This is a genomic window from Mycobacterium sp. EPa45 (assembly GCF_001021385.1).
Lineage (GTDB): Bacteria > Actinomycetota > Actinomycetes > Mycobacteriales > Mycobacteriaceae > Mycobacterium.
The window spans coordinates 4,261,139-4,283,877 of record NZ_CP011773.1; the positions used below are offsets into that span (position 1 = coordinate 4,261,139).

Sequence of the window (22,739 nt, forward strand, 5' to 3'; positions counted from 1 at the left end):
CCCTGACGGCAGCCTGAACCTGCTCGCCAACTCGGCGGCCGTCGTGGCATCAACGGCATCGAGATCCCGGTCGCGGCCGCCTTGGTGACCGGGCCGGAGCGGGACGCCGGGCTTCAGCGCTTCCTGGCCTACCCGATGTATCAGGCCTACCGCACCCGAACCGATCGGGAGCTGAGGCTGTTCGCGCTGACGCCCCGCTTGCTCAGCGACCCAGCTCGTGGGTGAGAGCCTCGAGCTCGTCCCCGCCGGCCATCTCCTGGGTCAGGTGCTCCAGCGTGATGTCGTCGTAGGTGCAGTCCAGCTTCTGGCGGCCGCGGTTCAGCAGCACGAAGTGGTCGCCGACCATGTGCGCGTGGTGCGGGTTGTGGGTGATGAACACGACGCCGAAACCGGCCTCTTTGGCCGCGGTGATGTACTTGAGCACAACACCGGATTGCTTGACGCCGAGCGCGGCCGTCGGCTCGTCGAGGATCAGCACCCGGGCACCGAAGAACACCGCCCGCGCGATCGCCACGCACTGGCGCTGCCCGCCGGACAGCGAACCGATCGGCACATCAACGTCGGGCAGGTCGATGCCCATCTTCGACAACTCGGTGAGCGTGGTGGCGCGCATCGCGTTGGCATCCAGCGCCCAGGGGAAGCCCCTCTTGCGAATCTCCTGGCCCAGGAAAAAGTTTCGCCACACCGGCATCAAGGGGACGACGGCGAGGTTCTGGTACACCGTGGCGATGCCCTTGCCCAGTGCGTCGGCAGGTGAGGTGAACTTCGTCGGCTCACCGTCGACCAGAAGCTCGCCATCGCTCTGCTGGTGCAACCCTGCGATGATCTTGATGAGCGTGGACTTGCCTGCTCCGTTGTCGCCGAGAATGCCGGTCACCTCACCGGCGTGCACTCGCAGCGAGATGTCTTTGAGCGCAGTGATGTTGCCGTAGCTCTTGCCGACGTTCTTAAGCTCGACGAGGGGCACCTTGCCCCCGGACGGGGCTTCTTCGGTGGGACGGTCCATGGTCGCGGTCACTTCTCTTTCACCTCTTGGCGGCGTAGTTGCGGAAGGCGTTGTTGGCGATCACCGCGAACAGCAGCATCGCGCCCAGGAAGAACTTGAACCAGTCGGGGTTCCACCCGGCGTAGACGATGCCCTGGTTGGTCATACCGAAGATGAACGCGCCGATCGCAGCGCCGATCGCGGTGCCGTAGCCGCCGGTCAGCAGACAGCCGCCGATCACTGCGGCGATGATGTAGAAGAACTCGTTGCCGATGCCCTGGCCGGACTGAACGGTGTTGAACGCGAACAGCAGGTGCATGCCAACGAACCAGGCGCAGAAGCCGACGAACATGAACAGGCCGATCTTGACCTTGGTCACCGGAACGCCCACCGCGCGGGCACTTTCGGCGTCGCCGCCGACAGCGAAGATCCAGTTGCCGATCTTGGTCTTGAACAGCACCCAGGTGGCCACCGCGGTGAAGACCAGCCACCACACGACGGTGATCCGGATACTCACACCGAACAGGGTGAACGACGAGGCGAACACCTTCTGCGCGGAATCCCAGCCTTCCATGTCGTTGACGCTCTGCGTAGCGACCTGACCCGCAAGGAGTTTGGTGACGGCAAGGTTGATACCGGCGAGCATGAAGAAGGTGCTCAGTGTGATGAGGAACGAGGGGATCTTGGTCTTCATCACCAAGAAGCCGTTCAAGAAGCCGACGCCCAACGCCAGGATCAGCGCCAGCCCGGCGCCTGCCCACAGATTGAGGTGCAGGTTGTAGGACAGCATTGACGCCGCCAGCGAGCTGAAGGTTACCGCGACGCCCGTCGACAGATCGAACTCACCGCCAATCATCAGGACGGCGACGCCACACGCCATGATCCCGATGGTCGAGCTGGCGTACAACACGGTGGCCAGCGACGAGGCCTGCCGGAAGGGATCGGCCACGATCAGGAAGAAGACGAAGATCCCGATGGCGCCGATGCCCGCCCCCATCTCGGGGCGAATCAATAGGCGTTGCAGCCTGTTCCGCTCCTTGACCCGTTCGTCGCGAACGACTTTGTGGTCGCCGACCTCGAGGTCTGCTTGCGTCGTCATTGCTCTTCCCCTGGATCGCTATCGGGTTCCGCCCTTGGCCAATTCGGCCACGGCGTCGATGTTGGACTTGTCGATGAAGGACGGCCCGGTCAGGGTCGCCTGGCCGCCACCGATCACGTTCTTGTTGTTGAGGTACAACCACAGCGAGTCGATCGCGAGGTAACCCTGCAGGTATGGCTGCTGATCGACGGCCCACTGCACGTCACCCTTCTGAATCGCGCTGACGAGTGCCGCGTTGGTGTCGAAGGTGACCACTTCGGCCTTGCTGTTCGCGTTGTTCTTGGATTGGACGGCGGTCTGCGCGAACGGTGCGCCCAACGTCAACACCCGGTCAATAGAGGGGTCCTGCTGCAACTTCGCGGTGATCGTCGACTCCACCGACGGCATGTCTTTGCCGTTGACGTTCAGAACCTCGGTCTGGCCTTTGAAGCCCTGCTGCACACCGGCGCAACGTGATTCGAGACCTACATGCCCCTGCTCCTGGATGACGCAGAGCACCTTCTTGGCGCCGTCGGCGGTCAGGCGCTCTCCGGCGGCGACGCCGGCGATCTTCTCGTCCTGGCCGAAGTACTCTTGGACGCCCATCGCTTTCCACGCGTCCAGCCCGGAATTGAACGCCACCACCGGGATACCCTTGGCCTCGGCTGCCTTGACGGCGGGAGCCATGGCATCGGGCTTGGCCAGCGTCACGGCAATGCCTTTGACGCCGCTGTCGATCGCGCTCTGCACCAGGTTGGCCTGGTTCGGCGCCTCAGGGTCGTTGGAGTAACGGAGCTCGATGTTGTCCTTCTTGGCGGCCGTCTCGGCACCCTTGCGCACCAGGTCCCAGAACGAGTCGCCGGGCACCTCGTGGGTGATCATCGCGACGGTGAATCGCGGAGTGTCGACGGTCCCGCCGCCGGAACCGCCGCCGTTGTCCCGGGGCTTGCCGCCGGTGGCGGAGCACGCGGCCAACCCGATCACCAGCGCGCTGGCTCCGGCCACGGCCGCTAGCCGATTGAACTTCATGTCGACTCCTTAGTCCTCCACCACACCGCGCATCACACGCCTTGTCTCGATGTAATACGGCTCACAGCAGAAAGTCAAGACTTTGTTAGGACATTCGGACTGCAGGTCAAAGATTGGGTGGAGCCTCGGACGATCAGACTGGGGGTCATTGCGACGTCCGCGGCTCGGCCGCCGTCGTCGTCACCGTCAAGTCGCCGCGCCAGCCGCCGCACCGCGGCGGCAGCCAGTCCTGCCGAGTCCTGGCGGACGGTCGTGAGGTCGACGTGCGACAAGCTCGCCAGCGGGCTGTCGTCGAAGCCGACCACCGAAACATCCTGCGGCACTTGAACTCCAGCACGAATCAACACATCGAGCACACCGAGGGCGCAGCGGTCGTTGAAGGCGAACACGGCGGTCGGCAGGGAATCGGCGTTCAGCAAGGCTTGCGCAGCGAGAGCGCCGTCGCGTTCGGTCAGGCCACCGGGCCGGATGGCCGCCGGCAACCCGGCTGATCGCATCGCCTTCACGTAGCCGCGGCGCCGTTCGGCCGCGCCCGGCGCCCGGCCGCCGTCGAGATACACGATCTCGCGGTGCCCCAGCCCGAGCAGATGTTCGCAGCCGAGGATCGCGCCGGCAGTGTCGTCGCTACGGACGGCATCAATTGCGCTGACCCGGCGGGCCAGGACCACAAGCGGGATGCGGGCGGCGAGTTCGCCCAGTGCCCGCGTTGGCATCTGTGGCCCAACGAGCACCAGCCCCTCGCAGCGATCGTCCACCAGTGTGCGAGCCGCGCGCGCCTCATCGCGGTGCGGCGTCACTCCACTGAGCACCACGTCGTAACCAAGCTCGTCGGCCGCGACGTAGACACCGTCGATCAAGTCGGCGTGAAACTCCTGGCCGACGGTGAACATGACTCCGATGAGCTTGGTCCGCAGCTGCCGGAGACGCCGCGCCCGCGGATCGGGGCGATAACCGATCTCGTCGGCAGCGCGGCGAACTCGGGCGCGGGTGTCATCGCTGGCACCCGGCGCATCCCGCATGACGATCGACACCAGCGCCCGGGACACCCCTGCACGAGCGGCCACGTCTTCGAGGGTCGGTCGGCGTTCCACGGGGCAATTCTAGAACGATCTAGCGATCCCATTGACGAAAACTCACGAAACTGCATATCGTGACTAGAACGTTCTAGTAGAAATGGGAGTCGTCACCATGTCCACCCCGTTGACCTTCGGCCTCATCGGCGCCGGCTGGATCGGCACGTTCCACGCGCGGACGCTTGCGGAGCGTCTGCCCGGTGCCCGCCTTGCCGCTATCGCCGATCCCCGACCCTCCGACGCGGCGCGCGCGTTAGGGACGAGGCTGTACGACAGTCCAGCCGACCTGATCGCGGATCCGTCGGTAGACGCGGTCGCGATCTGCTCGCCCGCCGCCTCGCACGCCGACCTCGTGGTCGCCGCGGCCCGCGCGGGCAAGCACGTGTTCTGCGAGAAGCCGATGGCCCTCACCCTGGCCGACGCCGACCGCGCCATCGAGGCCGCCGCGAGCGCCGGCGTGGCACTGCAGGTCGGGTTCAACCGGCGCTTCGCGGATGACTTCTCCGCCATGCACGCGAAAATCGCCGACGGCGCGATCGGGACGCCGCAGCTGTTGAGGTCGCTGACCCGCGACCCCGGCATCAGCGCCGAGGTAGCGGCGCGGGTCAAACCGTGGACGATCTTCAACGAAACCCTGATCCATGACTTCGACACGTTGTGCTGGCTCAACCCCGGCGCTCGCGTGACCGAGGTCTACGCACAGGCCGACGCGCTGGTCCACCCCCAATTCAAGGGGTCCGGCTTCTTGGACACCTCGGTCGTCCAGCTGCGCTTCGACAACGGGGCGTTCGCGGTCGCCGAGGCCAACTTCCAGGCCGTCTACGGATACGACGTACGTGGTGAGGTGTTCGGCTCGGGCGGGGTGCTGCTGGCCGGGCGCTCCCCCGATCACGCGTCCCCTGCCAACATTGACCTGTTCGCCGGAGCCTACGTTGCGCAGTTCGCCCACTTCGCTGAGTGCATCCGCACGGGGACAGAGCCGTCAGTGACCGGACACAATGCACGTACGGCACTTGAAATCGCACTTGCAGCAAGGGAATCCGTTGAGACCGGCGCACCCGTGTCGATGAAAGTAATGCTGCGATGAGCAACTTCGACCTGGCGGTATGTGCCGAGATGGTGTTCCGCGACCTGCCGATTCTCGAGCGCGTGCGCCGCATCCACGAGCTCGGCTTCGCGGTGGAGATCTGGAGCTGGCACGATAAGGACCTGGCCGCGCTGAGCGCCACCGGCGGCCGGTTCTCCTCGATGACCGGCTACCTGCACGGTGACCTGATCGACCCGGCGAACGCCGACGAGGTGGTGCAGACCGCCGAGCTCAGCATCAAAGCCGCTGAGACTCTGGGCGTGCCGCGGCTGAACCTGCACACCGCCGAACTCGTCGACGGTCAGGCCGCCCGCCCCCGGCAGCGGGCCACCGGACGGATGTGGCTGACCGCTCAGCGCACGCTGGAGCGGATCGGTGAGCTCGGCGCCCACGCCGGGGTGACGTTCTGTGTGGAGAATCTGAACACGATCGTCGACCACCCCGGCGTACCGCTTGCCCGCGCCAAGGACACGCTGGCCCTCGTCGAGGGGGTCGGCCACCCGAACGTCAAGATGATGCTCGACCTCTACCACGCCCAGATCGGCGAAGGGAATCTTGTCGAGCTGGTCCGCCGGTGCGGCCCGGCGATCGGCGAGGTTCAGGTGGCCGACGTCCCGGGTCGCTGCGAGCCGGGCACCGGCGAGATCTACTATCCCGCGATTGCAACGGCATTGCGCGACATTGGTTATCGGGGCACCATCGGCCTGGAGGCGTGGGCGTCCGGCGACACCGAAGAAGCGCTGGCAGCGTTCCGCGCCGCCTTCACCTGAGTCTCAGTAACGCGCCCACCGGACGATGACCGTCCCGTCGCCGCCAACCACGATGCCGCGGCGGGCCATGTTGATCTCGACGTGATGATCGGCCGCGGCGATGCGGCGTGCCGGCCCGGCCACGAGCTTGGGGCTCGTGGTCAGACATAGCTCGTCGATCTCGTTGTCCGACACCAACTGTGAGAACAACACAGGTCCACCCTCGACGAGTACCCGATGCAACCCCAATGCCCCGAGCCCGTCCCGGATCGCGGCCGAATCGACTCGCCCTCCCCCGATCTCGATGACATGGGCTCGGGACTCCGCGAGCAACCGTCGGGCCGCCACGTCAGCGCTCGCGGACACGAACACCACCGCCGGAGTAACCGCATTGCGCAGCACCGCGGGCGGGACTACACCGCGACTGGACACCACGGCGACCGGTAGACCGGCTGCCAATCCCCTCGACAAGCGCCATGCTTGCGCGTCCGCCGGCAGGTGAAGGTCTTCGTAGGGTTTGGACTTCGCCGTCGTCGCACCCACAAGGACGACGTCGGCGACCTCCCGCAACCGGCTGAACACCCGGCGATCGGTGGGTGTGCCCAGCTTTCGCCCGGACCCCTCGAGGGTTACCGCCCCGTCGATGCTCGCGATGAGGTTGGCCCGGAACAACGGCTGACTCAGCCCCTCGGGGTACGCGAGGAGGTCGCGCAGCCCGTCATCGGTGAGCGACTCGGCCTCGTGCACAGTCGAATGCGGCGTTCCGGCAACGGCTGTCATAACGGCACGCTCACATCACCGCGGACCGGGGCGGCCGCAGCGGCCACACAGTGTCGTTCGACGAAGAACAGTGCCGTCACCGCGCCCAGCGCGGCGGCGACCGCCGGTAGCAACATCGACTGTGACATTGCGCCCGCCAGCGACACCTGCGAATCTCGGCCTATCAGCAGAGCGGCTGTCAGCGCGGCGACGCTGGCACTCGACACTGCCGCCCCGAGGTGCCTGGCCGTGTTGCACAGGGCTGATCCGGCACCCGCGAGCTCCGTCGGCAGCGCGCGGGATGCGATGACTGCCAAAGGCTCCCAGGTGAATGCGCTGGCCGCGCCCACCGCGGTCAGCGGCAACACCAGCTGCCACACCGAGGTGGTCCGCGTCATCTCCAGCGCCAGCCAGAGCAACGCGATCGCCAGGAGCGCGAAGCCGAAGATGACAATCGGACGGGGATGCACGCGGTCGACGATCTTGCCGACCACGGGCGCCAGCACAACGGTCGCGACAGCCATCGGCGCGGTGAGCAGCGCGGCCCGGACTGGCGAGAGCCCATAGGCATCTTCCAGAAAGATCATCAGCGGGACCACGAAGGCGACGAAGGCGAAGCTGACCAAAGCGATGCCGGCGTTGGACAGAATGAAGTTCCGGTGCAGGATCAGCCGCAGCGGAATCAGTGGCTCGTTCGGGTAGACGGCCTGCCAACCGGCGAAGGCCACGAGCAAGGCCAGTCCGCCGAGGATCGCGCCGACGATCCATACCGACCAGCTGTCGCGCTGCCCTTCTTGCAGACCGAACACGATGAGGCTGATGCCGGCTCCCCACAGCAGCACACCGAGAACGTCCATGTGCAGCCCCCTACCGGGCAGTGCTGGGACGAGCCACACCGCGAGCGCCAGTCCCAGCGCACCGATCGGGGCGTTGACGAAAAAGATCCATTGCCAGCCCAGCTGATCAAGCAGCACACCGCCGAGGATCGGCCCGGCGAACAGGCCCACCCCCGTCGTGGCACCCCAGACACTCATCGCCATACCGCGGCGCTCGGACGGGAACATGCGGGTGATCGTCGTGAAGATCTGCGGGGCAAGCAGTGCCGCGCCTGCACCCTGTAGGACGCGCGCGACGGTGAGCATCCCGATCGAGGACGACAGGCCGCACCACACCGACGACGCACTGAAGATCGCCAACCCGACCAGATAGACACCCTTGGGTCCGAAGCGGTCGCCGAGCCGACCGCCGACCAGCAGGAGTGCCGCAAAGGCCAGCAGGTAGCCGCTCGTCACCCACAGGACGGAGCCGTAGTCGACGCCGAAGTCGTCTTTGAGTACGGGGTTGGCCACCGCCACGACAGTCGAGTCGACCACGATCAAGAACAAGCCGACCATCAACGCCCACAACGCGCGGAACGAGCGGCTCTCTGTCACTGTCCCCCCGCCGATTCGACGCAGCCGGAAAGTGAAATTGTCACACGCGTCGGACGAGTTAGCCGATCAAATCAACTTTCTCGAAATATCAAGGCGGCGAGCGGATTTCATGCTTGATCTTGATCGGATTTGCCACAACAGCGATCGGGTTGCGTTTCTGCACTGTGCACGCCATGGCGGGTGAAGGCCTGACATTCGCCGAAATTCACCCAGCCGGCAAAAAACCGCAGGAGACTGCCGTTAGGACACCGCCCCGGGTCAGCGGTCGACGAGAGTGGTGTCGAAGTAGTAGCGGGCGGCCCGATAGCAATGGGTACCGAATTCGACCGCACGACCGGAGTCGTCGAAGGCGGTGCGGTCCATGGTCAGCAGCGGAGCACCCGGCTTCTCGTCGAGCAGTCGCGCTTCGCTTCGGCTGGCCGCTCGGGCGCCGATGCGCTGGCTGGCCAATCGGATGTGCACCCCGCGGCCGCGCAGCGACTGGTACAGACCGCTTCGCTCGAGTTCCTCGGCGTCCGGGGCGATCTCGACCGGAAGGTAATTGATCATCAGAGCCAGCGGCTCGCCGTTGGCGCACCGCAGTCGCTTGATGCGGGCGACCTCGCGGCCTTCGGCGAGGCTCAGCTCACGGGCGACGTCCTCGCCGGGCGGGCCGACCTGGTACTCCAGCAGCTTGGTGGTCGGTTCCTGGCCCGCGCGGGACAGGTCGTCGAACAAGCTGGTCAGTTCGACGCGGCGGTGGACCGGATTCTGGACGACCTGAGTACCGACACCGCGCTTGCGAACCAGCAGACCCTTGTCGACGAGCTCCTGTATCGCACGCCTCGTGGTGGGTCGCGACAGCGTCAGCCGCTTGGCCAAAGCGAGTTCATTTTCGAACCGGTCGCCGGGCGCGAGTTCGCCACTACGGATCGCTGCCTCAATTGCCTGGGCGAGCTGATAGTAGAGGGGAATGGGGCTTGACCTGTCCAATTCAACCGCCAACGGCACATCGACTCCGATCTCGAACTCGAAAACCCAACAGTAGCTGAATTCTAACACCGATTGACACAAAGATAGAATGTCAGGACAAAGTATTGACATACCGCTGTGGCGCGGGGCACCCTTCTAACAAGTCCCCAACGAGCCCTGAAGAGAGCTGCCGTGACTACCAACTCACCGTTCGACGTACTCGCCATCGGGCGCAGCGGCGTCGATATCTATCCGCTGCAGGTCGGCGTCGGCCTGGAGCGCGTGGAGTCCTTCGGCAAGTTCCTCGGCGGCAGTGCAGCCAACGTCTCGGTCGCCGCAGCTCGCCTCGGTAATCGCACCGCACTGATCTCGGGCGCCGGCGCAGACCCGTTCGGCCGTTTCGTGCGCGAAGAGCTGGCACGGCTCGGAGTCGACAACCGCTACGTCACGGTCCACCCGGAATACCCGACGCCGGTGACGTTCTGCGAGATCTTCCCGCCCGACGATTTCCCGCTCTACTTCTACCGTAAGCCGTCGGCACCCGATCTACAGATCACCGCCTCCGAGATCGATCTCGATGCCGTGCGCAGCGCCCGGCTGTACTGGTCGACGGTGACCGGACTCTCCGAAGAGCCCAGCCGCAGCGCGCACTTCGCCGCCTGGGAAGCTCGCGACCGGCAGCCGTTGACGGTCCTGGATCTCGATTACCGGCCGATGTTCTGGGAGTCTCCCGCCGCTGCCTCCGAACAGGTTCAGCGCGCGCTGGCTCACGTTACGGTGGCGGTCGGCAACCGCGAAGAGTGCGAGATCGCCGTCGGGGAAACCAACCCGCACAAGGCCGCCGACGCACTGCTCGACCTGGGCGTGCAACTCGCGATCGTCAAGCAGGGCCCGCGCGGGGTGTTGGGCAAAACCCGCAGCGCCTCGGTGACGGTACAGCCGATCGAGGTCGACGTCATCAACGGACTCGGGGCCGGCGACAGCTTCGGCGGAAGCCTATCCCACGGGCTGTTGCACGGCTGGTCGCTGGAGAAGACACTGCGCTACGCCAACGCGGCCGGCGCGATCGTCGCGACCCGGCTGGAGTGCTCGACGGCGATGCCGACCGCAGGCGAGGTCGCCGAACTGGCCGAGCAGATCGCCGTGGAGGCTGTCAATGTCTAGCCCCTGTAAGGATTACGCGGACCTCACCGATCTGCGCGCCACCGACCCCGCGGCGATCGCGAAGGCATGGCAGGAGCGCACCACCCGGCCGGTCGTGCGGGGCAATGGACGACTGATGATCGTCGCCGCCGACCACCCGGCCCGCGGTGCCCTGGCCGTCGGATCGCGACCCACCGCGATGAACAGCCGCACCGACCTGCTCGACCGGCTGCGGACCGCGCTGGCCGATCCAGGAGTCGACGGTGTGCTGGCCACCTCCGATATCCTCGACGACCTGCTGCTGCTCGGCGCACTCGAGGACAAGGTGGTGTTCTCCTCGATGAACCGCGGCGGTCTGTCCGGTGCCTGCTTCGAGCTCGACGACCGGATGACCGGCGCCACTGCCGCTTCGACCGCTGCGGCGAAGATGAACGGCGGAAAGATGTTGTGCCGCATCGATCTCGGCGATCCAGGCACGGTCTCGACGATGGCCGCGTGCGCGCAGGCCGTCGACGAGCTCGCCTCGCACGGCCTGATCGCGATGCTGGAACCGTTCCTGTCCACGAGGGTGGACGGCAAGGTCCGCAACGACCTGAGCCCGGATGCGGTGATCAAGTCGATCCACATCAGCCAGGGCCTGGGCTCGACGTCGGCCTATACCTGGATGAAGCTGCCGGTCGTCTCCGAAATGGACCGGGTGATGGAAGCGACCACGCTACCGACTCTGCTGCTGGGCGGTGACCCCACCGATCCCGACGAGGCCTTCGCCAGTTGGGAGAAGGCGCTGTCGCTGCCCTCGGTGCGGGGTCTCATCGTGGGCCGCACACTGTTGTACCCGGCCGACGACGATGTGAGTTCCGCGGTGGCGACCGCGGTGGCGATGGTGAGGTGAGGACAGATGAACAGCAAGTACTACATCCCCGCCCGCAGCGCCGAGCTGCCGTTCACCGTCGATGTCACACCCGAGTCCGCAGGCTGGGCGGAGTCCTCGCTGCAGGTTGTCGAATTGGACGACAGCCAACGTATAGAGCTGCCCACCGGTGGTACCGAGGTCATGATCCTGCCGTTATCGGGAGGCGGCAGGATCGACTGTGGCGGAGAGACATTCGAGTTGGTAAGGCGCGAATCGGTATTCCACGGACCTGCCGACATGGTCTATCTCGGTATCGGCCAGACCTACCTCCTGTCCGGTGAAGGTCGCTTCGCGATCTGTGGTGCCCGCGCTGCCCGCTCGTTCCCGAACCGCCGGGTTGCGGCGGCCGACGTGCCCGTCGAACTGCGCGGGGCCGGCAACTGCAGCCGTCAGGTGCACAACTTCGGCACCGCAACGACATTCGAGGCGGACTCGCTGATCGCGTGCGAGGTCATCACCCCCGGCGGCAATTGGTCGAGCTACCCCGCGCACAAGCATGAGGAGAACACCGACGTCGAGACGCAACTCGAGGAGATCTACTACTTCGAGATCGACGACAGCCCGGCCGGCACGCCCGGCTCCGGCTATCACCGCGTCTACGGCACTCCACAGCGCCCGATCGAGGTGCTCGAAGAGGTCCGCTCCGGTGATGTGGTGCTGGTGCCGCACGGCTATCACGGACCGTCGATCGCGGCACCCGGTCATCACATGTACTACCTCAACGTCATGGCCGGCTCCGGACCGAATCGGGCTTGGCTGATCTGCGACGACCCGAACCACACCTGGCTGCGCGGCAGCTGGGAGCACCAGGAGATCGATCCCCGGCTGCCGATGGGCGGCCCGTCCGGGCAAGGAGTCTGATCGTGGTATCCACCGCGCCGAAGTCGACGGGGAAGCTTGCCGACACTGAAGGCACCGTGCGACTCACCGTGGCCCAGGCCACGATTCGCTTCCTGTCCAACCAGTACGTCGAGCGCGACGGGGTGCGCCGGAAATTTTTCGCCGGGTGCTTCGGCATCTTCGGCCACGGGAATGTGGCCGGATTGGGTCAGGCGCTGCTGCAGGACGAAATTGAATCGGCCGAGTCGAAACCGCGCCGCCAGCCGGGCCTGAAGTACGTGCTGGGCCGCAACGAGCAAGCCATGGTGCACACCGCGGTCGCCTATGCGCGGCAGAAGGATCGGCTCGAAGCCTGGGCAGTGACCGCAAGCGTTGGCCCCGGCTCCACCAACATGCTGACGGGCGCCGCGTTGGCGACCATCAATCGATTGCCGGTGTTACTGCTGCCCGCCGACACCTTCGCCACCCGGGTCAGCTCCCCGGTGTTGCAGGAGCTCGAGCTGCCGTCGTCCGGCGACGTCACGGTCAACGACGCGTTCAAGCCACTGTCGCGGTACTTCGACCGGGTGTGGCGGCCCGAGCAACTGCCCGCCGCGCTCCTCGGCGCCATGCGGGTGCTGACCGATCCCGTCGAAACCGGTGCGGCCACCGTGTCGATCCCCCAGGACGTGCAGGCGCAGGCCCACGACTGGCCGGAATCGCTGTTCGCCGAGCGCATCTGGCACGTCGCTCGCCCGTTGCCGGAGCGTTCGGTGATCACACGGGCCGCCGAGATCATCGCCGGGGCCAGCAATCCACTGATCATTGCCGGCGGCGGTGTGCACTACTCGGAGGCCGAGCACGCGCTGGCCGCGTTCTGCGAGCAGACCGGAATCCCGGTCGCCGAGAGCCAGGCCGGCAAGGGCTCGCTGCGCTTCGACCATCCCCAGAGCGTCGGGGCGGTCGGATCCACGGGTACCACCGCCGCCAACGAATTAGCCGCCGAGGCCGATGTCGTCATCGGAATCGGCACCCGCTACAGCGATTTCACCTCGGCGTCGCGCACCGCGTTCAACAACCCCGATGTGCGATTCGTCAACATCAATGTGGCCTCACTCGATTCGGTCAAGCAGGGCGGCATCAGTGTGGTGTCCGATGCGCGGGAGGCCATCGAGGCGCTGGGACCCGCCCTCGAGGGCCACACCGTCAGCGACGAATACCGCTCGCGGGTCGCCGAACTGGCCGCAGAGTGGGATGACACCGTCTCGTCGGTATACGCCACTTCAGATGATGACGCGGCGTTGAACCAGAATCAGGTCATCGGCCTGGTCAATACACTTTCGGATCCGCGTGACGTGGTGGTGTGCGCGGCCGGGTCGATGCCCGGCGACCTGCACAAGTTGTGGCGCACCCGCGACCGCAAGGGCTACCACGTCGAATACGGTTACTCGTGCATGGGTTACGAGATCGCCGGGGGCATCGGTGTGCGGATGGCCGATGACGACCGCGACGTGTTCATCATGGTCGGCGACGGTTCCTACCTGATGATGGCCACCGAGCTGGTGACCGCCGTCCAGGAGGGCGTCAAGGTCATCGCGGTTCTCGTGCAGAATCACGGATTCGCCTCCATCGGAGGGCTTTCCGAGTCGCTGGGTTCGCAGCGGTTCGGCACCGCCTACCGGTACCGCAGCGACGACGGCCGGCTCGACGGCGACAAGCTGCCGGTCGATTTGGCCGCCAACGCGGCCAGCCTGGGCGCCGGTGTCATCAAGGTGAGCACCGCCGCAGAGTTCGCCGACGCGGTCAAGGTCGCCAAGGCCAGCGAGCACACCACCGTCATTCACGTCGAGACCGACCCGCTGATTCATGCGCCCGACAGCCAGTCCTGGTGGGACGTGCCCGTCAGCGAAGTCTCCACTCTCGAGTCCACCCAGACCGCCTACCAACGGTATGCGGACTGGAAGAAAGTTCAACGCCCCTTGGTCAAGCCATCGGTCAACCCGTCAGAGCGCTAAGAGGAAAGCACCGTGAGCACTATTCTCGTCGGATCGGCTCCGGACTCCTGGGGCGTGTGGTTCCCAGAAGATCCGCAGCAGACGCCCTACACCCGGTTCCTCGACGAGGTCGCCGCGTCCGGCTATCAGTGGATCGAGCTGGGCCCATACGGCTACCTGCCGACCGATCCCACGCAGCTCGCCGAAGTGCTGGCGGCTCGCAACCTCAAGCTTTCCGCAGGGACCGTCTTCGAGCACCTCCACCAGGACGATTCGTGGGACTCGGTGTGGAAGCAGATCGAGGATGTCGCGAAACTGACTGCCGCCGTTGGTGGTAAGCACGTCGTGGTCATCCCCGAGATGTGGCGTGACCCGTCGTCGGGAGCGGTGCTCGAAGACCGCACCCTGACCCCCGAGCAGTGGCGCAAGAAGACTCAGGGCATGAACGAGCTGGGCAAGGCGATGTTCGAGCAGTACGGGGTGCGGGCGCAGTACCACCCGCACGCAGACAGCCACGTCGACACCGAGGAGAACGTCTACCGCTTCCTCGACGGCACAGACGGCGAGTTCGTGAACCTGTGCCTGGACACCGGTCACATCTCCTACTGCGGCGGAGACAACATCGCGATCATCCGCCGCGCACCCGAACGGATCGGGTACCTGCACCTCAAGCAGGTCGACCCCGAGGTGCGGGCCAAGGTCGAAGCCGAGGACCTGCCGTTCGGCGAGGCCGTCAAGCTCGGCGCGATGACCGAGCCGCCACGCGGAATCCCTGACATGCCACCACTTCTCGCCGAGATCGAAAAGCTCGGTATCGACGTGTTCGCGATCGTGGAGCAGGACATGTACCCGTGTGAGGTCGACGCCCCGCTGCCCATCGCCAAGCGCACCCGCAACTACCTCGGGTCGTGTGGCGTCCCGTCCGTCCGATTCTGATCCAGGAGATTCACGCCATGTCTGACCTTCGTGTCGCCGTACTCGGTGTCGGCATCATGGGCGCCGACCACGTCGCCCGCCTGACCTCAAAGATCTCCGGCGCCCGGGTGACCGTTATCAACGACTACCTCACGGAGAAGGCCGAGCACATCGCCGCCGGCATCCCGGGGTGCCGCGTGATCGCCGACCCGCTGGACGCCATTGCCGACCCCGACATCGACGCCGTCGTGCTCGCCACGCCCGGCCCCACCCACGAGAAGCAGCTGCTGGCCTGTCTGGAGCACGGCAAGCCGGTGCTCTGCGAGAAGCCGCTGACCACCGATGTGGAGACCTCGCTGGAGGTTGTGAGGCGCGAGGCCGAGCTCGGAAAGCGGCTCATCCAAGTCGGTTTCATGCGTCGCTTCGACCACGAGTACGCCGCACTCAAGGCGATGCTGGACTCGGGCGAACTGGGCCGCCCGCTGGTGCTGCACTGCGCGCACCGCAACCCCGCCGTGCCACCGTCGTTCGACAGCGCCATGGTCGTCCGGGATTCGCTGGTGCACGAGGTCGACGTGACGCGCTTCCTGTTCGACGAGGAGATCGTCTCGATCCAGATCATCAAGCCGTCGGCGAATCCGGGCGCCCCGGAAGGCCTGGCCGATCCGCAGATCGCCGTCATGCGGACCGCGTCCGGGAAACATGTCGACGTCGAGCTGTTCGTCACCACCGGCGTCGCCTACGAGGTGCGCACCGAGGTCGTCGCCGAAAAGGGCAGCGCGATGATCGGTCTCGATGTCGGTCTGGTCCGCAGGACCGCGCCGGGCAACTGGGGCGGCCAGATCACCCCCGGCTTCCGGGAGCGGTTCGGTGCGGCCTACGACACCGAGTTCCAGCGCTGGGTCGACGCCGTTCAGCGCGGGCGTCGGACCGGAAATTACACAGATGGCCCCTCGGCCTGGGACGGTTACGCCGCCGCCGCGGTGTGTGAGGCCGGTGTGCGGTCGCTTAACAGCGGCCTGCCCGTCGAGGTCACGATGGTTGCGCGCGACTCGATCAACGGCGCGTGAGATGAAGATCGCGCTGGACCCCACTCCGTTCCATCACGACTACGAACTGCTCGAATTCCCGCGACTGGTAGCCGATCTCGGCTATGAGTACCTGCAGCTGACCCCCCACCGGGACTTCATCCCGTTCTTCAACCATCCACGTGCCGACGACGAGTTGGTGGCCAAGTTCGGCAAAGCCTGTACCGCCGCGGGCGTCGGGATCGCCTCGGTGCTGCCGGTGCTGCGCTGGTCCGCGCCGGACGAGGACGCCCGCGAGGCCGCGGTGCGCAACTGGAAGCGCGTCATCCAGATCACCGTGGACCTCGGAGTCGACGTGATCAACACCGAGTTCTCCGGCCGTCCGGAAAAGGCCGAGGAATCCGAACGCGCGTTCTTCCGGTCCATGGAGGAACTGCTGCCCATCATCGAGCGAGAGGGTCTCGACGTCCGGATCGACCCGCACCCCGACGATTTCGTCGAGGACGGGATGGAGGCGCTGCGCATCATCCGCGGTGTGAACTCCCCCAATATCGGAATGGTCTTTGTGGCCTGCCATGCCTTCCACATGGGCGGCAACATGATTGACATCATGCGGGCCGCCCGCGACAAGCTGCGCCTGGTGCACGTCGCCGACACCATGGACCACCACCGCAGCCACGGCCTGCGCTACATCACCAATCCGCCGGGCAACCCGGTCCGGGTGCACCAGCACCTGAAGATCGGTGACGGCGACATCAACTGGGACGAATTCTTCTCCGGCCTGGCCGAGATCGGCTTCTACGACCGGCCCGACACAGTCATGGTGTCGTCGGTCTTTGCCGAAGACGAGAACGCCCACGAGGTTTCGCGCTACCAGCTGTCGACGATGACGGACTACGTCAAGAAGTACACGAGCTGAAGAGAGACAATGACGAACACGATCAGCCACTGACGCAACAACCAGTCATTCGCAGGCACCAGCGGTGCCTGGGCACCTGTCACCAACCCCGCCACCGGTGCGGTCACCGGCGAGGTGACGCTGGCCAGCGTCGCCGACGCACAGGACGTCATCGACGCCGCCGCCGCGGCCTTCCCGCAGTGGCGCGACAACCTTGGCCATCAGCGCGGCAGTCGCCGTCGGCCCGATCGCCGATGACCTGGTCGCCAAGATCGCCGAGCGGGCCGCAACCTTGAAGACCGGTGACGGCACCAAGGATTCGGACATGGGGCCGCTGGTCACCAAGGCGCACCGAGACAAGGTGGCGTCCTACATCGACGCCGGTGAATCCGAAGGCGCGAAGGTCGTCGTCGACGGCCGGCAGGTTTCGCCCGACGGCGAGGCAAGCGGATTCTGGCTCGGCCCGACGCTGCTGGACAATGACGATGCGCTGGCGCTGATCAACAACAACCCGTACGGCAACGGCACGGCGATCTTCACCAACGACGGCGGTGCCGCGCGGCGGTTCCAGAACGAGGTGCAGGTCGGCGTGGTGGGCATCAACGTGCCGATCCCGGTCCCGATGGCGTACTTCAGCTTCGGCGGCTGGAAGGCGTCGCTGTTCGGTGACAGCCACGCGCACGGGATGGACGGTGTGCAGTTCTACACCCGGCAGAAGGCCATCACCAGCCGCTGGCTCGATCCCAGCCACGGTGGCATCAACCTGGGCTTCCCGACGAACTAGGGATCCCCGCAGTGCCGAATCGCGACGGCGGGTGCCAAAATGCCTGAATGGACACCACCTTTTCCGCCCCCGCGGGTCCGTTGCCGGCATACCAGGCGCGGCCGGCCGGTGAAGGACCGTGGCCCGGTGTCGTCATCGTGCACGACGCGATGGGGATGACGAGCGACATCAAACGCATCACCGACCGGTTCGCCGCCAACGGCTACCTCGCGATCACACCGGCGCTGTATCACCGGGGCAATCGGCTGCTCTGCGTGGTGCGCACGCTGCAGGCGTTCAAGAATGGCAAAGGTACTGCCGTCGACGACCTCATCGCCGCGCGCGATCACCTGGTCGCCGATCCCCAGTGCACGGGGAAGGTCGGCGTGATCGGCTTCTGCATGGGCGGCGGGTTCTGCCTCGTGCTGGCACCGACGGGATTGTTTGACGCGTCGGCCCCCAATTATGGGGAATGGCCCAAGGACATCTCCTCGATCCCGAACTCGTGCCCGACGGTGGCCAGTTACGGCGCCAAGGACTGGATGCTCAAGGGTGCGGCCGGCAAGCTGGAACACCTGCTCGCCGAGCGTGACGTACCCCGAGACATCAAGGAGTATCCGGGGGTCGGGCATTCCTTCATGAACGACTGGGACATTCCCGGGCCGGTGCAGACCATCGTCGGCGTTGCGGGAATGGCCTACTCACGCCCCGAGGCCGAGGACGCCTGGCAGCGGGTGTTCGCGTTCTTCGGCCAACACCTCAAGAATGCAGAGTCGGCCGGTAGGTGAGCTCCTGGATGCGAGCGTCGAGTGTTCGGCTCTCGATCAGCTCGAGGTCGAAATCGGCGGCGCCCTTGAAGATCGGGTCGTCGCCGGTCTGACCGGTGATCACCGGGAAGATCGTCACCTGCACCCGGTCGACAAGGCCGGCGGCCATCAGCGCCCGGTTCATCGACAAACTGCCGTGTGAGCGTAGCGGCACATCGGACTCCTCCTTGAGCCGGGCGATGACGTCGACGGCGTCACCGCTCACGACAGTCGCATCCGGCCATTTCAAAGGGCCGTCCAGCGTGGTCGACACGACCGTCGCGGGCAGATGCCGCATCCGGGTGACCCAGAGGTCATTGACCGACGCCTCTTCGCCCAGGTCCAGCAGCTGGGTGAACGCCCGATATGTGTTGGCGCCGAATACCATTCGTTGTGGCTGGTCGTACAGGGCGAGGCGGCGGTCCAAGAGCTCGGGGCCTTGCTTGCCCCAGTAGCCGCCCCAGTCGCCGCCGTTGACCCCGCCGAAGCCGTCGAGGCTGGAGAACACGTCGAACGTGTAGATAGCAGTCATGCAGATACAGACTGCCAACCGCTGCAAAACTCATCGCCGAAGCTGTAGTTGCCGTCACGAACGCCCCGAGTGGCGGTGTCGGCAACTACAGCCTCAGCGCAAGCCTCACAGGATGAAGAGCATCTCCTGATACGTCGGCAGCGGCCAGAGGTCGTCGGCGACAACGCTTTCCAGCTCGTCGGCGGCCTCCCGCACCGCTGCCATCGCCGGCAGGATCGCGTCGCGGTAGTGCAGCGCCTCCTCGGCCGCACCCTCGATATGCACACCCATCGCGGACTTCAGCGCGCCCAGCGCCTTGGTCAGCGACGCGATCGGTCCCGAAACCAGTTCCAGCAGCGTCGTGTCGGGCTCGATACCCGCGGCCTTCAGGGTGGCGACGTTTTGGGCCAGCTCGGTCTGATAGCGGATCGCTGCAGGCAGGATCACCGTCGAACCGATCTCCAAAGCCAACTTGGCCTCCACGCCGATGGTCAGGACGTACTGCTCCAACCGGACCTCGTAGCGACTGTGCAGTTCGCGCTCGCTGAACACCCCGTACTTCTCGAACAGCGCGATGGCCTCGGGCTTGATGAGCTCCGGGATCGCGTCCGGTGTGGTCTTCAGGTTCGGCAGCCCACGCTCGGCCGCCTCGATCTGCCAGTTGTCCGAGTATCCGTCGCCATTGAACACCACCGCGCCGTGCTCGGTGATGATGTCGGTCAGCAGCTTCTGCACCGCGGTGTCGAAGTCCTCACCTTCGCCGACCGCCTTCTCCAGCACGGTGGCCATGTAGTCAAGGGAGTCCGCCATGATCGTGTTGATGATGATCATCGGGACCGCGACGGTCTGACCTGAGCCCGGAGCACGGAATTCGAACCGGTTGCCGGTGAACGCAAACGGACTGGTGCGGTTGCGGTCGCCCGGGTCGGTCGGCAGCGTCGGCAGTGTGTCGACGCCGATGTGCATGACTCCCTTGCCCTTTGACGACGTCGCCGCGCCTTTGGCGATCTGCTCGAACACGTCGGCCAGCTGCTCGCCGAGGAAGATCGAAATGATCGCCGGCGGGGCTTCGTTGGCACCCAGCCGGTGATCGTTGGTGGCCGAGGCCACCGAGACCCGCAGCAGGCCACCGAACTTGTGCACGGCGCGGATCACCGCCGCGCAGAACACCAGGAACTGGGCATTCTCATGGGGCGTGTCGCCCGGCACCAGCAGGCTGCCGAATTGGGCGTTGCCGACCGAGAAGTTGACGTGCTTACCCGAGCCGTTGACCCCGGCGAACGGCTTCTCGTGGAACAGGCACTCCATGCCGTGTTTGTGGGCGATCGTCTTGAACACCGTCATCAGCAGCTGCTGGTGATCGGAGGCGATATTGGCCCGCTCGAACATCGGCGCCACCTCGAACTGTGCGGGCGCGACCTCATTGTGCCTGGTCTTGGCCGGGATACCGAGCTTGAAGAGCTCCCGCTCGGTGTCCATCATGAAGCCCAGCACCCGCTCGGGCACCGCACCGAAGTAGTGGTCGTCGAACTCCTGCCCCTTGGGTGGCTTCGCACCGAACAGGGTCCGGCCGGCGTTGATCAGGTCCGGGCGGGCCAGGAAGAAGTGCCGGTCGACCAGGAAGTACTCCTGTTCCGGACCGCAGAATGAGACGACGTGCTCGAAGTCCTTGTGCCCGAACAGCTTCAGGATCCGCTCGGCGTGCGCGCCCATCGCCTGCTGACTGCGCAGCAGCGGGGTCTTGTAGTCGAGCGCCTCGCCGGTCATCGACACGAACACCGTGGGAATGCAGAGGGTGTTGCCGTTCGGGTTTTCCAGAATGTAGGCGGGGCTGGTCACGTCCCAGCCCGTGTAGCCGCGCGCCTCGAACGTGCTGCGCAGGCCGCCCGACGGGAAGCTCGATGCGTCCGGCTCACCCTGAATCAGGGTCTTGCCGGCGAATTCGGCCAAGGTCTGGCCGTCGGACACCGGCTCGAGGAAGCTGTCATGCTTCTCGGCCGTCAGCCCGGTCATCGGGTAGAAGACGTGGGCGTAGTGAGTGGCACCCTTCTCGAGTGCCCAATCCTTCATCGCCGCGGCGACCGAGTCGGCGACCGACGGGTCCAGCTTCTCGCCCTTCTCGATCGTGGCGACCACCGACTTGTAGACCGACTTCGGCAGCCGGGCCTGCATCTCGGCCTTGGTAAACACGTTCGATCCGAAGATCTCACCCGGTGCCTCGCCGGGGACGAAGCTGACCGCCGGGGGCTGGTAGCCCTCGACGTTGACAATCGCTTGGAGTCGCGCCGCATTTCCGCTCAACTGATTTTTTCCTCTGCACCAAGACACCCGCGTCTGCTTCGCGGACGTGACCGGCCAACAGTAGGGACCATCGATGCCAGTATTGTTACGGCGGCGTCAACGTCAGATAGCGCGACTCATCGACGCGACATGCGCCCTCCGCGCGCGGGCCATGCGCAGCAAACGACGCGGATTGCCCGTCGTCGGCCGGGCGGCGAGGTATCCACCAAACGAAACAAGAGTCGCCGTTCACGGGACTGACAGCCGGGAACAGGTTGTCTGCCAACACGTTTCAGGCTCAGAGCAACGGCCTCATCGACCGAAATCCGTTGCCGGTGGCTATTTACGTATCCGTCAACGACACGGCGAGAAATAACGTTGCCGAAACGTCAACGTGGTCAGCAAAGCTGTTATATCGTCGGGTCGCTTCAGTTCAGTGTTCAATGTCGTTGGGGGAAAGCACCATGCACGTTTCTCGATTTGTCGCGCCCTTCGCCGCCGCTACCGTCGTCGCCGGAGCGGTTCCATTCCTACAGCCGGTTCAGTCGCCGCAGCTCGCTTCGATCAACTACTCGCTCACCCGGGCGACTGATCAGTGGTCCGATGTCTTCGGCGGAGCCTCCGGGCAAAAGCAATCCGATTCCCCGTGGCACCATGACGACGGTGGCGGCTTGTCGGGCGGCGGTGGTGATTCCGGCTGGTGGAGCGGCGGATTCTCCGGGTTGGGCAACCTGCTGAACTCCTTCCTCCAGGCCAACCCCGGGCTTCTGAGCGCGATCCAGGCCGCCGTGGCGACGGCAATAACCGAGCTTCAGTCCGGCGCCTCGCTGAGCCAGGTGCTGACCGACATCGGCGGGCAGCTCGCCGGCACCGTCGGCGGCAGCCTGGGCACCGCCATCCAAAACGGTCTCACGGGCGTCGTTCGGGTGCTGACGATCGCCCCGAGCCTGGTCCAGGGCGCGCTGACGATCGCCGCCGCCGTGCCGGGTGCGTTCGCCCCGGTTGTCACCGCCGTAACGGCCGCGGTCGGCAGCGTGGTGGCAGCGCTGGGCTCAGATGGATTGAGGGCAGCCGTGACGGCTGGGTTCCAGAGTGTGGTGTCGGCTGTCGGTCAGGCGATCACCAACATCACTCCGGTGGTTCGGCAGGTGGTGACGGACATCGGCTCGGCGCTGACCGGTTTGAACCTCGGCGGTAGCACCAGCACTGCGGCTGCCGTCAAGCCCGCCGCCGCCAAGACCGCTGGCGCCGCCACAACCGTCAAAACCGCCACGACAGGCGGCACCACCGCGCCCGAGGACGCCACCGACGACACGTCCGACACCGTCAAGGACGGCACCGACACCGAGGCTCCACCCACGACCAAGGGCAAGAGTCAGACCAAGGGATCGGCGGCCGCTCCGGGTAGCAGAAGAAGTCAGTCTGGTGCCGACCACTCCGCCAACGCGGGTAAGGCGTCCGGCAAGCGTGACACTGCGCGGTCCCACGGCAAAGGGGCGGCCAAGTCGGCCGAATGAGCGTTAAG

General features: G+C 65.7%; 22 protein-coding genes and 1 pseudogene. 13 read left to right on the top strand and 10 right to left on the bottom strand.

Annotated features, from left to right (window positions below):
• Positions 1–202: 202 nt before the first annotated feature.
• The 4 genes from AB431_RS20350 to AB431_RS20365 form a co-directional block, all read right to left on the bottom strand.
• On the bottom strand, positions 203–1,006 hold the full coding sequence (locus AB431_RS20350) for an ATP-binding cassette domain-containing protein (RefSeq protein WP_369803077.1): 804 nt from the start codon (positions 1,004–1,006) through the stop codon (positions 203–205).
• Between the two features lie 19 nt (positions 1,007–1,025).
• On the bottom strand, positions 1,026–2,084 hold the full coding sequence (locus AB431_RS20355) for an ABC transporter permease (protein ID WP_047331456.1): 1,059 nt from the start codon (positions 2,082–2,084) through the stop codon (positions 1,026–1,028).
• Positions 2,085–2,102: 18 nt separating this feature from the next.
• Positions 2,103–3,092: a substrate-binding domain-containing protein gene (locus tag AB431_RS20360; RefSeq protein WP_047331457.1), complete on the bottom strand. Its 990-nt coding sequence runs from the start codon at positions 3,090–3,092 to the stop codon at positions 2,103–2,105.
• A 74-nt stretch (positions 3,093–3,166) separates the two neighbouring features.
• Positions 3,167–4,183 carry a LacI family DNA-binding transcriptional regulator gene (locus AB431_RS20365; RefSeq protein WP_047331458.1) on the bottom strand — a complete coding sequence of 339 codons (1,017 nt, stop codon included), beginning with the start codon at positions 4,181–4,183 and terminating at the stop codon, positions 3,167–3,169.
• Between the two features lie 97 nt (positions 4,184–4,280).
• Between AB431_RS20365 and AB431_RS20370 the strand changes: the two genes are divergently transcribed.
• On the top strand, positions 4,281–5,252 hold the full coding sequence (locus tag AB431_RS20370; protein WP_047333632.1) for a Gfo/Idh/MocA family oxidoreductase: 972 nt from the start codon (positions 4,281–4,283) through the stop codon (positions 5,250–5,252).
• The gene (locus AB431_RS20375) at positions 5,249–6,022 is read left to right on the top strand and encodes a TIM barrel protein (protein ID WP_047331459.1); all 774 of its coding nucleotides are present in this window, start codon (positions 5,249–5,251) and stop codon (positions 6,020–6,022) included. The genes AB431_RS20370 and AB431_RS20375 overlap by 4 nt, the downstream gene beginning before the upstream one ends.
• 3 nt (positions 6,023–6,025) lie before the next feature.
• Here the strand turns inward: AB431_RS20375 and AB431_RS20380 are convergent, their stop codons facing one another.
• The 3 genes from AB431_RS20380 to AB431_RS20390 all read right to left on the bottom strand — a co-directional run bounded on the left by AB431_RS20380 (position 6,026) and on the right by AB431_RS20390 (position 9,183).
• Positions 6,026–6,781, bottom strand: coding sequence for a dihydrofolate reductase family protein (locus AB431_RS20380; protein WP_047331460.1), 756 nt, complete (start codon positions 6,779–6,781; stop codon positions 6,026–6,028).
• Positions 6,778–8,193, bottom strand: coding sequence for a DHA2 family efflux MFS transporter permease subunit (locus AB431_RS20385; RefSeq protein WP_235435714.1), 1,416 nt, complete (start codon positions 8,191–8,193; stop codon positions 6,778–6,780). Before AB431_RS20385 ends, AB431_RS20380 begins: the two co-directional genes overlap by 4 nt.
• A 258-nt stretch (positions 8,194–8,451) precedes the next feature.
• The gene (locus tag AB431_RS20390; RefSeq protein WP_047333633.1) at positions 8,452–9,183 is read right to left on the bottom strand and encodes a GntR family transcriptional regulator; all 732 of its coding nucleotides are present in this window, start codon (positions 9,181–9,183) and stop codon (positions 8,452–8,454) included.
• A gap of 153 nt (positions 9,184–9,336) precedes the next feature.
• Here AB431_RS20390 and iolC point away from each other — a divergent pair, with 153 nt between their 5' ends.
• Genes iolC through AB431_RS20425 form a run of 7 tightly spaced genes read left to right on the top strand, consistent with a single transcriptional unit; the run spans position 9,337 to position 16,875 of the window.
• On the top strand, positions 9,337–10,308 hold the full coding sequence (gene iolC, locus AB431_RS20395; RefSeq protein ID WP_047331462.1) for a 5-dehydro-2-deoxygluconokinase: 972 nt from the start codon (positions 9,337–9,339) through the stop codon (positions 10,306–10,308).
• Positions 10,301–11,179 (top strand): aldolase, encoded by an 879-nt coding sequence (locus AB431_RS20400; protein WP_144418317.1) that lies wholly within the window; start codon positions 10,301–10,303, stop codon positions 11,177–11,179. The genes iolC and AB431_RS20400 overlap by 8 nt, the downstream gene beginning before the upstream one ends.
• 6 nt (positions 11,180–11,185) lie before the next feature.
• Positions 11,186–12,061, top strand: coding sequence for a 5-deoxy-glucuronate isomerase (gene iolB / locus AB431_RS20405; RefSeq protein WP_047331464.1), 876 nt, complete (start codon positions 11,186–11,188; stop codon positions 12,059–12,061).
• 2 nt (positions 12,062–12,063) lie between these two features.
• On the top strand, positions 12,064–14,034 hold the full coding sequence (gene iolD, locus AB431_RS20410; RefSeq protein WP_047331465.1) for a 3D-(3,5/4)-trihydroxycyclohexane-1,2-dione acylhydrolase (decyclizing): 1,971 nt from the start codon (positions 12,064–12,066) through the stop codon (positions 14,032–14,034).
• A gap of 12 nt (positions 14,035–14,046) precedes the next feature.
• Entirely contained in the window at positions 14,047–14,949 is a 903-nt protein-coding gene (locus AB431_RS20415; protein WP_047331466.1) for a sugar phosphate isomerase/epimerase, read from the top strand.
• 17 nt (positions 14,950–14,966) lie between these two features.
• Entirely contained in the window at positions 14,967–15,998 is a 1,032-nt protein-coding gene (locus tag AB431_RS20420; protein ID WP_047333634.1) for a Gfo/Idh/MocA family protein, read from the top strand.
• Position 15,999: 1 nt separating this feature from the next.
• Entirely contained in the window at positions 16,000–16,875 is an 876-nt protein-coding gene (locus AB431_RS20425) for a sugar phosphate isomerase/epimerase family protein (protein ID WP_047331467.1), read from the top strand.
• On the opposite strand, the gene AB431_RS30925 is transcribed toward AB431_RS20425, so the two are convergent.
• Positions 16,851–17,027 (bottom strand): hypothetical protein, encoded by a 177-nt coding sequence (locus AB431_RS30925; RefSeq protein WP_162489420.1) that lies wholly within the window; start codon positions 17,025–17,027, stop codon positions 16,851–16,853. The two genes, AB431_RS20425 and AB431_RS30925, sit on opposite strands and share 25 nt — an antisense overlap.
• Here AB431_RS30925 and AB431_RS30930 point away from each other — a divergent pair.
• The 3 genes and pseudogenes from AB431_RS30930 to AB431_RS20440 all read left to right on the top strand — a co-directional run bounded on the left by AB431_RS30930 (position 16,990) and on the right by AB431_RS20440 (position 18,405).
• Positions 16,990–17,112 carry a hypothetical protein gene (locus AB431_RS30930; protein WP_162489457.1) on the top strand — a complete coding sequence of 41 codons (123 nt, stop codon included), beginning with the start codon at positions 16,990–16,992 and terminating at the stop codon, positions 17,110–17,112. The genes AB431_RS30925 and AB431_RS30930 overlap by 38 nt on opposite strands.
• Positions 17,066–17,638: pseudogene (locus AB431_RS20435) on the top strand (aldehyde dehydrogenase family protein); the annotation flags it as partial. The gene AB431_RS30930 and the pseudogene AB431_RS20435, both read left to right, overlap by 47 nt.
• Before the next feature lie 47 nt (positions 17,639–17,685).
• Positions 17,686–18,405: a dienelactone hydrolase family protein gene (locus AB431_RS20440; protein ID WP_047331469.1), complete on the top strand. Its 720-nt coding sequence runs from the start codon at positions 17,686–17,688 to the stop codon at positions 18,403–18,405.
• Here AB431_RS20440 and AB431_RS20445 read toward each other — a convergent pair.
• Both AB431_RS20445 and AB431_RS20450 read right to left on the bottom strand, forming a co-directional pair.
• Complete coding sequence (locus AB431_RS20445) at positions 18,377–18,955, bottom strand: dihydrofolate reductase family protein (RefSeq protein WP_047331470.1); 579 nt, start codon at positions 18,953–18,955, stop codon at positions 18,377–18,379. The two genes, AB431_RS20440 and AB431_RS20445, sit on opposite strands and share 29 nt — an antisense overlap.
• A gap of 105 nt (positions 18,956–19,060) precedes the next feature.
• A complete protein-coding gene (locus AB431_RS20450) occupies positions 19,061–21,235 on the bottom strand; it encodes a glutamine synthetase III (RefSeq protein ID WP_047331471.1) in 2,175 nt (724 codons plus the stop codon).
• A 443-nt stretch (positions 21,236–21,678) separates the two neighbouring features.
• On the opposite strand from AB431_RS20450, the gene AB431_RS20455 reads away from it, so the two are divergent.
• Positions 21,679–22,731, top strand: a complete 1,053-nt coding sequence (locus AB431_RS20455; protein WP_144418318.1) for a hypothetical protein — start codon at positions 21,679–21,681, stop codon at positions 22,729–22,731.
• The last annotated feature ends 8 nt before the right edge of the window (positions 22,732–22,739 follow it).

What these genes read in the sequence shown, in the direction of transcription:
- AB431_RS20350 (WP_369803077.1), bottom strand. Translation starts at nt 1,006, where the DNA reads ATGGACCGTCCCACCGAAGAAGCCCCGTCCGGGGGCAAGGTGCCCCTC.
- AB431_RS20355 (WP_047331456.1), bottom strand. Translation starts at nt 2,084, where the DNA reads ATGACGACGCAAGCAGACCTCGAGGTCGGCGACCACAAAGTCGTTCGC.
- AB431_RS20360 (WP_047331457.1), bottom strand. Translation starts at nt 3,092, where the DNA reads ATGAAGTTCAATCGGCTAGCGGCCGTGGCCGGAGCCAGCGCGCTGGTG.
- AB431_RS20370 (WP_047333632.1), top strand. Translation starts at nt 4,281, where the DNA reads ATGTCCACCCCGTTGACCTTCGGCCTCATCGGCGCCGGCTGGATCGGC.
- AB431_RS20375 (WP_047331459.1), top strand. Translation starts at nt 5,249, where the DNA reads ATGAGCAACTTCGACCTGGCGGTATGTGCCGAGATGGTGTTCCGCGAC.
- AB431_RS20380 (WP_047331460.1), bottom strand. Translation starts at nt 6,781, where the DNA reads ATGACAGCCGTTGCCGGAACGCCGCATTCGACTGTGCACGAGGCCGAG.
- AB431_RS20400 (WP_144418317.1), top strand. Translation starts at nt 10,301, where the DNA reads ATGTCTAGCCCCTGTAAGGATTACGCGGACCTCACCGATCTGCGCGCC.
- iolB (WP_047331464.1), top strand. Translation starts at nt 11,186, where the DNA reads ATGAACAGCAAGTACTACATCCCCGCCCGCAGCGCCGAGCTGCCGTTC.
- AB431_RS20420 (WP_047333634.1), top strand. Translation starts at nt 14,967, where the DNA reads ATGTCTGACCTTCGTGTCGCCGTACTCGGTGTCGGCATCATGGGCGCC.
- AB431_RS20425 (WP_047331467.1), top strand. Translation starts at nt 16,000, where the DNA reads ATGAAGATCGCGCTGGACCCCACTCCGTTCCATCACGACTACGAACTG.
- AB431_RS30925 (WP_162489420.1), bottom strand. Translation starts at nt 17,027, where the DNA reads ATGACGTCCTGTGCGTCGGCGACGCTGGCCAGCGTCACCTCGCCGGTG.
- AB431_RS20440 (WP_047331469.1), top strand. Translation starts at nt 17,686, where the DNA reads ATGGACACCACCTTTTCCGCCCCCGCGGGTCCGTTGCCGGCATACCAG.
- AB431_RS20445 (WP_047331470.1), bottom strand. Translation starts at nt 18,955, where the DNA reads ATGACTGCTATCTACACGTTCGACGTGTTCTCCAGCCTCGACGGCTTC.
- AB431_RS20455 (WP_144418318.1), top strand. Translation starts at nt 21,679, where the DNA reads ATGCACGTTTCTCGATTTGTCGCGCCCTTCGCCGCCGCTACCGTCGTC.